A 12,052-nucleotide genomic window follows, 5' to 3' on the forward strand; every position below is an offset into this window, starting at 1 on the left:
ACGTCATCCCGGGCCGGTGCCGTCGCGACTCACCGCGCGACGGCACCGGTCGCCTCTGGACCAAGGATGTTGCGATGACTTCGAGCACCGTGTACCGCGCCGGGAAACTCGCTCTCCTCCGTGCTGTCGCCCGGCCGGAACTGCCCGTATCCCCTTGTCCTGACCTTGATGACTCGTCCCGTCGTGGCGCGGTTGCCCAGCTTGCGTGGCTGCGCGCGGTGTGGTCCGAGGCGGACGTTGCCGAGGCTCTGGAGCACGCCAGCCCTGCTCTCGCCTCGCAGGTGCGCACCCTGTGCTCGTCCAACACTCCGGCCGCACGTGATGTGCGGCGTGCCGTGGCCTCCGTCGCACGCTACGTGCTACGGGCCGAGCGCCGGGCGACTCCGTTCGGTCTCTTCGCCGGCGTGGCCGTGGCGACCATCGGGCCCAGGCCGAGCACGACATGGGGCTCGGACCACACGGTTGTCGGCCGGGCGAGCGCGGAGTGGCTGACTGCCGTGGTCGAACGGCTCGAGTCATGCCCCGAGTTACTGGAACGCCTCCGGGTAGTCGTCAACAACACCTCGGTGATACGCGGTGGTCGGCTCATCGTGCCCTACAAGTCCGCTCCTGAGGGCGACCGTCGGAATGCGGTCGAGGCATCCGTGGCTCTGACCGGGCCGGTGCAGACGGTTCTGGACGCAGCTCGGCAGCCGATCCTCGTGAATGTTCTCGCGGACAAGCTTGCTGCCGAGTTCCCCGGAGCAGGCTCCGGGAGGGTTCAACGGCTCATCCGAGAGCTGGTTCAGCACGAGGTACTGATCACGACCCTGCGTGCACCGAGTACGGAGACGGACGTTCTTCTCTATCTGTTGGGTCAGCTCGACGCGGTGAGCGCCGACAGTGTGACACCGGTCGCCGATACGGTCCGCGATCTGCGTAATGTGCACGTTGACCTCGGCAGTTGTGGATCCCGCAGCGGCCGGGCCCGTGCCGCCGCGCGGATGCGGGCTCTGGTCCCAGGGCTGAAGCGGCACCCCCTCGCTCTGGATCTTCGTCTGGATGTCCAGGCCGAGTTGCCCGACGCGGTTGCGCAAGAGATTGAACGTGCCGCCAGCGTCTTGACCCAGGTGAGCGCCCACCCGTACGGGACTGCGGCGTGGAAGCGGTACCAGCAGCGGTTCTACGAGCGTTACGGGATCGGCACGATGGTGCCGCTGGGCGACGTCGTCGCTGACAGTGGCACCGGCTTTCCCGACGGGTATCCGGGCACTCAGAGCACTGAGGACCGCTCCCGTCTCTCCGTGCGGGACGACGTCTTGGTGCGGCTGGCCCAGGCTGCTGCCCTGGACGGACGCGAGGAGGTGGTGCTCACCGACGATCTGATCGCCGCGATGGATCTGGGGCCGGACCAGCCAAGGGTCCCGCCGCACCTGGAGGTAGGCGTCCGGGTGTACGCGGCCAGTGTGGAGGACTTGCACTGCGGACGTTTCCAGCTGGAGATTGCGAGCGTGTCCCGTGGCGTCGGGGTCACCATCGGCCGCTTCCTTGACGTGCTGGCACCCGAGGAACGCGACGGGCTGTCAGCGGAACTGGCGGACCTGCCGACCGCGGACACCAGCACCATCGCCGCGCAGGTGTCGTTCCCGCCTCTGCTGTCCACGAGCGCCCACGTAGCGCGTGCTCCGAAGGTGCTGCCCACAGTGATCAGCGTCCAGGAGCACCGCGCCACAAGCGGCGATGTGCTCACGCCCGATGATCTGGCGGTGGCGTGCGACGGTCGCCGTATGTATCTGGCGGCACCCGAGCGGGGGCACCGCGTCGAGGCCGTGGGGATGCACGCGCTGAACCTCGTCACACACACCCCGCCGCTTGTCCGGTTGCTCACCGAGCTGTCCCGCGCCCAGTGCGCGCAGGTCACCCTGTTCAACTGGGGTGCCGCCACCGCGATGCCCTTCCTGCCTCGGCTCCGATACGGCCGGACGGTGCTCGCCCCCGCACAATGGCGGCTGGAGGCAGCCGAGTTACCTGGCCGCGACCATCCCCAGGGCCAGTGGGACACTGCCCTTGAGGAATGGCAGACCCGGCGGCGAATGCCACATCGGGTCGCGCTGGCCGAGCAGGACCGGCGTCTGCACCTCGACCTTGACCACGCCGGACACCGCACCCTGCTGCGCCAGCATTTGAACCGCGTCCGTCTGGCCGTCCTCGTCGAAGCCCCCACCGCCGACGCGTATGGCTGGTCCGAAGGCCGAGCGCATGAGATCGTCATGCCTCTCAAGGCGACGCGACCGCCGGCGTGGCCCCTCCTGCCGACCCCCGTTCCGGCCCGGACCTTCTCCCCGGACCAGATTCAAACCCCGGGAGTCTCGTCCCTGCTGCTGGTCACCCTGTACGGCGACCTGCGTCGCCAGGACGCCTTACTTGCTCAACACCTCCCGCTCCTGCTGGACCGGCTGGGCGGCCCTCCGTGGTGGTTCATCCGCTTCCGTGACCCGGATCAGCACCTGAGGGTGCGCATCGCCCTGCCCGATCCCGGTGCTTTCGCCGAGACGGCGCGCACCATCGGTGCCTGGGCAGATGAACTGCGCACCGCCGGAATCTTGTCGGACATGCGTTTCCCCACCTCCTACCGTGAGATGGGCCGTTGGGGCTCGGGAGATGCCTGGACGGCGGCCGAGGAGGTGTTCCGCGCCGACTCACGCGCCGTTGTCGCCCAGCTCACCCAGTCCCAACGGCCACAGCAGCGTGCACTGGTAGCCGCACACACCATCGCCATCGCTGCTGCATTCCTCGGCAGTACCGACGACGCGATGCGCTGGCTGACCGAACACATTCCGGCTACCGCTCCCGCCCCGGTGCCGCGTCCGCAGTTTACCGAGACGGTTCGGCTGGCTGACCCGTCCGGCGACTGGGCAGCCCTGCGCGGTGCGCCGGGCGGCCACGCCATCGTGGAGGCGTGGTCCGACCGGAACGCGGCGCTCGCCGCCTACCGGCCGCACCTTCCCGGTCCGGACACCCAGGGCATCCGCCTGGACGATGTCCTCTTGTCACTCCTGCACGTGCACTTCGTGCGGCACGTCGCGGTCGACTTCCCCGAGGAAGCGACCTGCCTCTATCTCACTCGCGCCGCTGCTCTGGCCTGGATGTCACGGAGGGCACGGTGAGACACCCCCTCGTGCTCAAAACGGTGGACGCCATCGCTGACATCCTGGCCGACCCCGCCACCGCGCCGATGGGACCGAATGCGTCTCTGCACCGTCAGCACCTCGCGTACGGGCCGACTGGCGTTGCCCTGCTTCACATCGAGCGGGCAGCCGCTGGCCTGGGGCCGTGGCAGCGCGCCCACGACTGGCTCGCCGCCGCCGCTCGGCAGCCGTTCACCAGCGGCCCCGACAGCCACCCGTTCTACGGCGCACCCGCCCTCGCGCACGCCGTGACCTGCGTCGCCGATCACCTGCCTGACGCCTACCAGCGGGCGCGGGCCACCCTGGATCAGCAGCTGCGCGCCGACAACAAGCGTCGATTGGAGGCCGCGCACCGCCGCATCGACTCGGGGCACCTGCCGGAGCACGCCGAGTTCGACACGATCCGGGGGCTGACGGGCTACGGAGCCTACTTCCTGCACCACGACCCCACCGGGTCCGACTTGATCGCCATCCTCGACTACTGCGTACGCCTCACCGAACCGGTGACCCACTGCGGCGACATCCTGCCGGGATGGTGGACCCCCAGCGGACCATCCGGCCGACCGGACGACCGCTTCCCGGGCGGTCACGCCAATCACGGCATGGCCCACGGCATCAGCGGCGTCCTCGCCCTCCTGGCCCTCGCCGCCCGGCGCGGGACCACCGTCGGCGGCCACCACGAAGCCATCCAAACGATCCTGGCGTGGCTGGACCGCTGGCAGGAAGAGCCTGACCCGCGTGCGGCTTGGCCGTACTGGATCACGCGCGCCGAACTCCGCGCTGGGCGTCTCACCCCGTCGGCACCACGCCGCCCCTCTTGGTGCTACGGCACGTCCGGACTCGCACGCGCGCAGCAGCTCGCGGCACTCGCAATCGGCGACACCCGCCGCCAAGTTGAAGCTGAGAACGCGCTCGTGGCCGCCCTCACGGACTCCGCGCAGCTCAAGGCGACCACGGACAGCGGCCTGTGCCACGGGTTCGCCGGCCTCGCCCATATCGGCGGCCGCACGGCAGCCGATGCCCACCCTTCGACAGCCGCGCAGCTCCGAGCGGCCATCCCGGCACTCCTGACCGCGGTATGCCCGCCGGACGCCGACCCCGTCACCGTGGCCACGGCACTGGTACATGACGACGAGGTAGGGCCCGGTTTCCTCGACGGTGCCGCCGGTATCGCCCTGGCGCTTCTCGCCCCAACCACCGCCACCCCGCCCATATCCACCTGGGACTCCTGCCTGCTGCTCGCCTGACCCCACTGATCGAAGGACCGTCCCATGGACATGGACCGCTGGCACCAGCACAACGTGACCTTCACCGACCGCGAGAGCGGCAAGCGCGCCATCACCGAACGCCTCGGCCCCGCCCTGCTCGCGGCCGAGCAAGCCGGACAGCTCCACGGCTGGTGGTTCATGAACAAACAGCCCTGGCCGCTGCGGTACCGCGCCCCTCAATCGTCCCCTCTGATCGAGTCAGTCCTGAGCGAACTCGTCGACGAATCAACGGCGGTGTCCTGGCTGCCCGGTATCTACGAGCCGGAGTCCACGGCCTTCGGCGGCACCCTGTCGATGGATGCCGCCCACGACCTATTCCACCAAGACAGCCGGCACCTGCTGGCCTACCAACCCGGCCCGGGGCGCCTGGGTCGTAAAGAGACCGCTGCCCTGTTGATCAGCGCCATGATGCGTGCCGCCAACCTGGACTGGTTCGAGCAGGGCGACGCCTGGGCGAAGGCCGCCGCGCTGAGGCAGGGCACCGAATCCATCACCCCGGAGCGAGCCGCAGCCTTGATACCGGCGATGCACACGCTCATGACAGTTGACGCCCACAGTCTGTGCCGCCAGAGCGGCCCGCTGGACGGGCACGCCGAGTGGGTGTCCGCCTTCGAGCGAGCCGGTACGACGCTGGCCTACCTCGCTACGGGGGGCGGGCTCTCACGCGGCCTGCGCGCTGTCATCGCTCACCACGTGATCTTCCACGCCAACCGCGCTGGTCTCCTACCGGATGACCAGAGCAACCTGTTCAACATCGCACGAGAGGCAGTCATGGGATCGAGTGACAACCACGCGTCGTCCAGTGAAGGCACGCCCGAAACCACTAGCGTCAGGGCAGTGAATAGCGACACGATCACCACCTCCGAGGCCGACGCAGCACGGCTCCGCAACGCCCTGGTCGACAAGATCCGCGAATCCGGATACGCCCGCACACCCGAGATCGAGACCGCACTGCGCACCGTGCCTCGCCACGTGTTCGTGCCCGATGCCACACTCGAAGACGCCTACGCCAACAGCCCGGTGAACATCAAGTACGACGCTGACGGCATGTCGATCTCCTGCGCCTCACAGCCCGAGGTCGTGGCCCTGATGCTGGACCAACTGGAGGCCCAGCCCGGCGAACGCATCCTCGAACTCGGCGCTGGCACCGGCTACAACGCCGCCCTGCTCGCCCACATTGTCGGCGAGACCGGCCACGTCACGACCATCGACGTCGATGACGACCTGGTCGATGGAGCCCGCGCGCACCTGGCCGCAGCTGGCTTCACCAACGTCAAGGCGCTGACCCGTGACGGGGCGGTCGGGCATGCCGAGGGAGCACCGTACGACCGGATCATCGCCACCGTCGGCGCGCACGGCGTCCCGCACGCCTGGATGCAGCAACTCGCCCCTGGCGGGCGGATCGTCGTTCCGCAGCGCCTCAAGGGCAGCGTGTCCCGCTCCATCGCCTACGAGAAGCGCGACGGCCGCTGGAGCAGCGTCAGCAGCAAGATGAACACCTTCATGCCGCTGCGACGTGGCATCGCCGATGACGACCGTCGCGTCATTCCGCTCAGCAGCGACGGCACCGTACGCCTCCAGGCTCCCGCAGGGCAGCCCATCGAGGCCGAGGCCCTGGCTGGCGTGCTGGAACAGCCGCGCACCGAGGAGTGGACCGGGATGATGGTCCGGGCCATGGAGTCCCCGGAGTGGATGGAGCTGTTCGTCTCCTGCTCCGTCCCCGGCGGGCTGATCCGGATGCTGTTCCCGAAGGACGCCAAGGGAACGGTCCTCACGGACGATCCGTACCCGTCATCCACCGCGGCCGTGGACAAGGGCGCCCTGACCTACCTCGCCCGGCGTCTGTCGGACCGCAAGGCCCCGGAGGGCGGCAAGCTCTGGGAGTTCGGCGTCATCGGCCATGGCCCCGGCAGCGAGGAGCTGACCGCGCAGGTCGCCGACGCGATCCGCACCTGGGACCGCGAGTTCCGGGACCGCGAGGCCAGGTTCGAGATCCAGGACCTGAACGCTCCGGCGATCGAGCAGAGCTCCGGTGTCTTCACACTCGACACCCCACTGAACCGCATCGTCGTCGACTGGCGGTGATGACCGCTGGAACCTGATGGTGGCGGTGCCCGGCGCGCGATCGGCGGGCACCGCCACCCCCTCGCCCGCTGCATCTCGTACCCGTCGCCACAGGGGGACACATGGACCCGCTCGGCCCGATAGCAACGCGATTCCCGCTCGTGGCCCGGTTCCGGCCTGCTTGCCCGCCGCTGCCCGCGCGCGTGCGGGCGCTGACGGAACTCGCCGACAGGGCGGTTGAGGAGGATGGACAGGGGCTGGCCTCCACTGTCTTCAACCAGGCCGCGCTGCTCGCTTCCGACCTGGGCCTTCCCGAGCTGGCCCGGTCGATGTGCCACCGGCACGCCGACGCGTACCTTCGCGCCTGCCCGCTCACCGCGATGAGCGCCATTCGCGGGCTGGAACCGCTGGTCAACCTGGCCCGTTTGCAGATCCGCGCCGGCCAGCCCGATGACGGGCGCCACCGGCTTCTGGACCTGTACGAAGCCGTCGGTACCGGGAGTACCGCCGTCTTCGAGGGCATCACGGTGCCAGCCGCGCTGACCGCGACCGCCGAGGACCGTCGAGAAGTCCACGCGTGGCTCTGGCGCGTGGTGCTCGCCGACGGCACCCGCACCCTCACGACCACGGGCCGCTGGCGCGAAGCTCTGGCTCATATCGAGCAGCACCGGGGCGTGGGCACCCGAATGCTCGACGGGCGACAAGTCGCCGTAGTGGCGGCGCTCACCGGGGGAGACAGGGACCGCGCGACGGCGCTGCTCGCCGACACAGCCCCCGGCGATCCGTGGGAGCAGGCTGTCACCGCGTGCTTGGCTGTTCTGGCCCGCCGCGACCTCCCGCAGGGAGACGACAGCGGAGCGGCCGAGCTGGTGAACACCTTCCTTGACCGCGAGGCGGAGCCGGGACTGACCGTCTTCGACACCCGGCTTGGCCTCGCGGTCCTTGACGCGGTGGGGCCGCAGCATCCCGGAGCCCGTTCGCTCGTCAAGGACTTGATGGGGCGCACCACGGCATCACGCAACGGTTACGCCGCCCGCGACCTGATCTCGCACGCGCTGTTCGCCGCACTCGCCACCGAAAACGAAGCCCGTGCGTGCCGCGACCTGATCCGGGTCTGTGGACTGGGAGCGGAACTCCTTCCCGATGACCTGTCGAGCGAACTGTCGACGGCTCTGGACCGCAGCGAAGCAGTGATCACCCGATCGTCAGCGGCTGCGGCGTGAGTTCGACAAGCTGACGGCACCCGATCCGGGGCATCGGTGTCCTCCGGCAGATGATCTTGACCGATTGACAAGCGATCTTGATGGTGGGTGGGTTTTCGCCACTTGATCTTGGACTAGGAGGAAATGCCGTCGTTGCGCTGGGGTATCTGGTTGGCTGCGGCGAGGACGGGACACCCCGTACGGCAACCTTCGAGGGGCGACGGCATGGCGACAGGCACTGTGAAGCGGTTCAACGCGGACAAGGGCTACGGCTTCATCACGCAGGACGACGGGGGCCCGGACCTGTTCGTGCACTACACCTCGATCCAGACCGCCGGTTTCAAGGAGCTGGCTGAGGGGGCCAGGGTCGAGTACGGCGTCATCGAGGGGCCCAGGGGGCCGGAGGCGAACCGGGTCGTCACGATCGGTTAGCTGGGCCGCGCGCCCGGCTCCTGGCCACGGGCGAGTGGCGGGCGCGCATGCTTGCCTGGTCTGACCGATCAGATTGACCTGGTAATTGGTCAAGTTCACCTGTCAGAGGACAATCGGCGTCACGGGATCCGGGCTGTCCGCGAGCACGGCTACGCTCGAACGCATGAGCGCGCCTACCGAAGGGCTGACTCTGGGGGCCGTCAGCGCGATCGTCGAGAAGAAGATCCTTACCAACAAGATCCGCATCTACCGGCCTGGCGAGCCGGTCTTCAACCCGGACACGGGACAGTACGAGCCCGGCCCTCCCATCACGATCTACGAGGGGCCGGGGGCGATCTTTCCCACTGGTGGCCCGTCCGTCGTGCTTCACCTCGCCGGACAGGCGTACGTGGACGACACCCCTTCCCGGTACCGACTGCTGACCCCTCTGTCAGCGCCGGTCGCCTCCCGCGAAGACACCGTGACCGTCGTGCAGGCGGACGACGAGTCGGCCATCGGCCGGACGTGGCGGGTGATCGACATCGGGGAGACCTCCACCCTCAGCATCGTCCGCACCACATGGGTGGACCAGAACACGCAGAAGACGGGGGCCGTGACGTGACCACCGCCATCAACCCAGAGGAGGTGCGGCGGGAGCTGGAGGCCAAGCTCCTGCTCGACACCGTTCGAGTCACACGGCCCACAGGGACGCCGGCGCTCGACCCCGCCACCGGCCTCCTCGGAGAGGTACCGGCCGACCTGGTCTACGAAGGACCCGGCGCCATGCTGTCCGGCCATGGGCAGGTGACCGCCGAAGGGATCGTCGGCAAGCAGTGGCTTGACGACACCGTTTCCTGGTACCGGCTGCTGACACCGCTCAACGCGCCGGTACCAGCGCGGTACGACCGGGTGGAGGTGGCCGTCGCGCACTCCGGGAGCGCGGCGACCGGCGGCCGTGTCTGGCAGGTCCTCGACCCGGCCGAGGCGTCGACCGTAGAGCTGGTGCGGGTGACGCGGCTGGACGAGATCACGCCGCCGTCCTGAGGCGAATCGGGGTGTCCGCGAATCGTCCTACGCTCGATGCATGGAGATCACGGACACGCCGCCCGCCGAGATCCAGCAGGTCAAGGTCACGGCGGACGGCAGCAGGGCTTCGATACGGATAGACGGAACCGACTACTCGCGCGTCATCTCGGGCTACACGATTCACCAACAGGCAGGACACGCAGCTGACTTGGTGCTCCAGTTCGCGCAGGGCCGTTCGAGCCCGGACTTCGACGGTCACGCTCGGGTTGCCATCGGTGTTCCGCACGAGCCGGGACCGGCAGCCGCCACCTTCCTCTCGGCCATCGATGCCGGGTTGCTGGAGAAGGCGGCGCTCGCGCGGCCGGACATGGACAGCGGACCGCACGCTTTCACCAAGGCCATACTGGCGCAGCTCCAGCAGTGGGCGCGTGGGGACTTCGACCAGGACCAGGAGACGGGCTGATGGCCTCCCCGCGGAACCCCCATCCCAACGCGCATCCGTCAGCCGGGGCATACAGCAACGCGCCCCAGATCGCCGCACTGCTGAATGCCCGCGCGGCAGCCGCCCTCCCCGCGGTGGCCGGGGTCGTACAGCACTACGCCATGCTGCTGGAGACCGCCATCAAAGCCAACGCCAGCGGCCGACCGGGGCCGAACGCGCCGACGGGTGACTACCGCCGCTCCTGGACCCACGAGGTCAGCACCAACGGCTTGAACGTCGAGGCGATCGTCGGCACCAACAAGCCTCAGGGCAGGCGCTTGGAGTACGGCTTCGTCGGGGCCGACAGCCTCGGGCGGATCTACAACCAGCCGCCGTTCCCGCACGTGGGACCGGCCGTCGAGCAAGTGCGCCCCGCCTTCCTGGCCGCGGTCGGAGCGGCGGTGGGCGACTGATGGCCGTCTCCGGGCGAGTGCTCAGCCTCGCCGTCCAAGCGATGCTCGCCAGCTCCACAGGACGGTCCTGCGGTTACGGGACGGCACCCACGTCCAGCAGCCTGCCCACCGGCGCGGCGACCCCCTACAGCGTGCTGTACCCGGTTGGTTCAACCAGTGACGGACCACCCTTCGGAGATGCCAGCGCGGACGCGCGAATCGTCTACCAGGTGACGTCAGTTGCCACGACAGCGGAACAGGCCGAGTGGATGGCCGACAAGGTCCGCGCGGGCATGCTCGCCCGGACCGCACTTGGCTACACCTACCCGATCACTGCCGCTGGCTACGTGGTCATGGCCCGTGAGCTGGACAAAGAAGAAGGCGTGACTGTGGCCAGCGGCGTATACAGTTACGTTCAGCGGTTCGCGATCGAGGTCACCACCCTCGTCGGCTGACCGCCGCACCTCACCGCGGAGGCCCATCGCGGACGCCCGGCCACTCGGTACGGGCCGACTCCCAGCTTGATCTGTTGGGGACGGGCCTGCCGTATTCCGGGGCCGTCAGCGTCCCCGGAGAGTGAGAGTCGCGTGGCAACCACGCAGCAGCGTTTCATGCGCCGAGGCACCACCCTCTTCTACTTCCTGCAGAAGATCGCCTCCGACGACAACATTCCCACCCGCGCCGAACTCGGCCCCACCAACGCCACCAACCTGTCGGATTCCATCTCCGACGTCGAGGGCTGGTCGCTGGAGAACACCCCGATCGACACCCCGGACATGGGGTCGACGTTCGCCACCACGATCCCCGGCGAGGACAAGGCGGACAACAGTTCGCTGACCTTCTACGAGGACAAGATCAGCGACGAGATCGAGACCCTGCTCTCCAAGGGAGTCATCGGTTTCATCGCCATCCTGCGGAAGGGCGACGTACCCCTGTCCAAGTCGCTCGATACCTTCCCGATCCGCGTCGGCAGCCGCAGCCCGTCGTACAGCACCGCCTCGGAACCGGCGAAGTTCAAGGTGACCTTCGGCATCACCGACGAGCCCACCCTCGACGCCGCCGTGCCGGCGAAGACCGTCTGAGCCGGGGCTGCCGCATGACCACCACCGTGATATCCGAACCCCCGGCCGCAGCAGTCGCCCGCGACGCCCATTGGTCCGCGAAGATGGCGAGGCTCAAGGCACGCAAGCTCCCCGAACGCAGCCTGCGCCTGTGCGACGACGACGAGGCGAAGAAGAACGCCACCGATGCTGCCCTGGAACTGGCCAAAGCACGTACGACCGCCCGCGCGCAGTCCATCGAGCAGGGCGTCTCTGAGGCAGACCGCGAGGGCTGGACGGTCGGCCAACCGGAAGTCGTCGCCGCTCAACTGCGACTCGACGCCGCCGAAGAAGCCCTGGACGACGCGACGGTCGTCCTGACCTTCCGGGCACTTCCGCGCCCTGCCTGGGAACAGCTCCTGCGCGATCATCCGCCGACGGAGGCACAGGCCGATCAGGGCATGGAGTACAACGTCGAGACCTATCCGGCCGCTCTCATCGCCGCGTGCCACATCGAGCGGGACGAGGCCGGGGCCGAGGTTCCCGGGATGAGCGAGCAGGAGGCGCAAGAACTCCTCGACGCGTGGCCGGACTCCGAGGCCAAGGCTCTGTTCACCTGTGCGTTGCTGGTCAACCAGACGCTGAGGGCGGACCTGGGAAAAGGCTGACCTCCGACCCAGGCTTCCGTGCGGAGATGGAGGTCTGCGCCACATACGGCATCCCGCACAGCCAGTTCACCGGCGCGGGGGACGGCCGGTGGTCGGCGCTCGACCGTGCGAAGGCCATCGCCTACCTCGGCTTCTCGCGGACGGTGTGCGAGTCGTGTGGGACCAGGCCAGAGGAGTGGGACGAGCAGGCGGGTGGCGACCGCTTCGCGTACGTCACGGAGACACACCGGTGCGTCGGCTGCGAGCTGGTCGCCATGGAGCAGGAACAGGTCCCGGAGGGTCCGGAGGGGCGTGGGGTGAAGGTCGGGCTTCGGCCCAGGAAGAAGGCTTAGC

General features: G+C 68.7%; 13 protein-coding genes. All 13 read left to right on the plus strand.

Going from position 1 to position 12,052, the window contains the following annotated elements; genetic code table 11:
• Positions 1-74 precede the first annotated feature (74 nt).
• Positions 75-3,146 carry a lantibiotic dehydratase gene (locus ACIPK3_RS02745; protein ID WP_402566003.1) on the plus strand — a complete coding sequence of 1,024 codons (3,072 nt, stop codon included), beginning with the start codon at positions 75-77 and terminating at the stop codon, positions 3,144-3,146.
• The gene (locus ACIPK3_RS02750) at positions 3,143-4,414 is read left to right on the plus strand and encodes a lanthionine synthetase C family protein (RefSeq protein WP_402566005.1); all 1,272 of its coding nucleotides are present in this window, start codon (positions 3,143-3,145) and stop codon (positions 4,412-4,414) included. Before ACIPK3_RS02745 ends, ACIPK3_RS02750 begins: the two co-directional genes overlap by 4 nt.
• A gap of 24 nt (positions 4,415-4,438) precedes the next feature.
• The gene (gene fxlM, locus ACIPK3_RS02755) at positions 4,439-6,520 is read left to right on the plus strand and encodes a methyltransferase, FxLD system (protein ID WP_402566007.1); all 2,082 of its coding nucleotides are present in this window, start codon (positions 4,439-4,441) and stop codon (positions 6,518-6,520) included.
• A 101-nt stretch (positions 6,521-6,621) separates the two neighbouring features.
• A complete protein-coding gene (locus ACIPK3_RS02760) occupies positions 6,622-7,722 on the plus strand; it encodes a hypothetical protein (protein WP_402566008.1) in 1,101 nt (366 codons plus the stop codon).
• A 204-nt stretch (positions 7,723-7,926) separates the two neighbouring features.
• Positions 7,927-8,133 carry a cold-shock protein gene (locus ACIPK3_RS02765; protein ID WP_402566010.1) on the plus strand — a complete coding sequence of 69 codons (207 nt, stop codon included), beginning with the start codon at positions 7,927-7,929 and terminating at the stop codon, positions 8,131-8,133.
• Between the two features lie 163 nt (positions 8,134-8,296).
• Positions 8,297-8,734, plus strand: coding sequence for a DUF6093 family protein (locus ACIPK3_RS02770; protein WP_402566012.1), 438 nt, complete (start codon positions 8,297-8,299; stop codon positions 8,732-8,734).
• Positions 8,731-9,156 carry a DUF6093 family protein gene (locus ACIPK3_RS02775; protein ID WP_402566014.1) on the plus strand — a complete coding sequence of 142 codons (426 nt, stop codon included), beginning with the start codon at positions 8,731-8,733 and terminating at the stop codon, positions 9,154-9,156. Before ACIPK3_RS02770 ends, ACIPK3_RS02775 begins: the two co-directional genes overlap by 4 nt.
• A gap of 40 nt (positions 9,157-9,196) precedes the next feature.
• Positions 9,197-9,601 (plus strand): hypothetical protein, encoded by a 405-nt coding sequence (locus ACIPK3_RS02780; RefSeq protein WP_402566016.1) that lies wholly within the window; start codon positions 9,197-9,199, stop codon positions 9,599-9,601.
• Complete coding sequence (locus tag ACIPK3_RS02785) at positions 9,601-10,032, plus strand: HK97 gp10 family phage protein (RefSeq protein WP_358649634.1); 432 nt, start codon at positions 9,601-9,603, stop codon at positions 10,030-10,032. The genes ACIPK3_RS02780 and ACIPK3_RS02785 overlap by 1 nt, the downstream gene beginning before the upstream one ends.
• The gene (locus ACIPK3_RS02790; RefSeq protein WP_358649633.1) at positions 10,032-10,466 is read left to right on the plus strand and encodes a hypothetical protein; all 435 of its coding nucleotides are present in this window, start codon (positions 10,032-10,034) and stop codon (positions 10,464-10,466) included. The genes ACIPK3_RS02785 and ACIPK3_RS02790 overlap by 1 nt, the downstream gene beginning before the upstream one ends.
• A 132-nt stretch (positions 10,467-10,598) precedes the next feature.
• Entirely contained in the window at positions 10,599-11,093 is a 495-nt protein-coding gene (locus tag ACIPK3_RS02795; protein WP_402566018.1) for a hypothetical protein, read from the plus strand.
• Positions 11,094-11,107: 14 nt separating this feature from the next.
• Positions 11,108-11,719: a hypothetical protein gene (locus ACIPK3_RS02800; protein ID WP_402566020.1), complete on the plus strand. Its 612-nt coding sequence runs from the start codon at positions 11,108-11,110 to the stop codon at positions 11,717-11,719.
• Positions 11,720-11,745: 26 nt separating this feature from the next.
• Positions 11,746-12,051 (plus strand): hypothetical protein, encoded by a 306-nt coding sequence (locus ACIPK3_RS02805; protein ID WP_402566022.1) that lies wholly within the window; start codon positions 11,746-11,748, stop codon positions 12,049-12,051.
• Position 12,052 lies beyond the last annotated feature (1 nt).

It is taken from the genome of Streptomyces sp. NPDC086787 (genome assembly GCF_044745865.1).
Taxonomy (GTDB): domain Bacteria; phylum Actinomycetota; class Actinomycetes; order Streptomycetales; family Streptomycetaceae; genus Streptomyces.

Excerpts from the sequence above, each read along its gene's own strand:
- ACIPK3_RS02785 (WP_358649634.1), top strand. The coding sequence starts at position 9,601 with ATGGCCTCCCCGCGGAACCCCCATCCCAACGCGCATCCGTCAGCCGGG.
- fxlM (WP_402566007.1), top strand. The coding sequence starts at position 4,439 with ATGGACATGGACCGCTGGCACCAGCACAACGTGACCTTCACCGACCGC.
- ACIPK3_RS02760 (WP_402566008.1), top strand. The coding sequence starts at position 6,622 with ATGGACCCGCTCGGCCCGATAGCAACGCGATTCCCGCTCGTGGCCCGG.
- ACIPK3_RS02770 (WP_402566012.1), top strand. The coding sequence starts at position 8,297 with ATGAGCGCGCCTACCGAAGGGCTGACTCTGGGGGCCGTCAGCGCGATC.
- ACIPK3_RS02790 (WP_358649633.1), top strand. The coding sequence starts at position 10,032 with ATGGCCGTCTCCGGGCGAGTGCTCAGCCTCGCCGTCCAAGCGATGCTC.
- ACIPK3_RS02800 (WP_402566020.1), top strand. The coding sequence starts at position 11,108 with ATGACCACCACCGTGATATCCGAACCCCCGGCCGCAGCAGTCGCCCGC.
- ACIPK3_RS02780 (WP_402566016.1), top strand. The coding sequence starts at position 9,197 with ATGGAGATCACGGACACGCCGCCCGCCGAGATCCAGCAGGTCAAGGTC.
- ACIPK3_RS02805 (WP_402566022.1), top strand. The coding sequence starts at position 11,746 with ATGGAGGTCTGCGCCACATACGGCATCCCGCACAGCCAGTTCACCGGC.
- ACIPK3_RS02745 (WP_402566003.1), top strand. The coding sequence starts at position 75 with ATGACTTCGAGCACCGTGTACCGCGCCGGGAAACTCGCTCTCCTCCGT.
- ACIPK3_RS02765 (WP_402566010.1), top strand. The coding sequence starts at position 7,927 with ATGGCGACAGGCACTGTGAAGCGGTTCAACGCGGACAAGGGCTACGGC.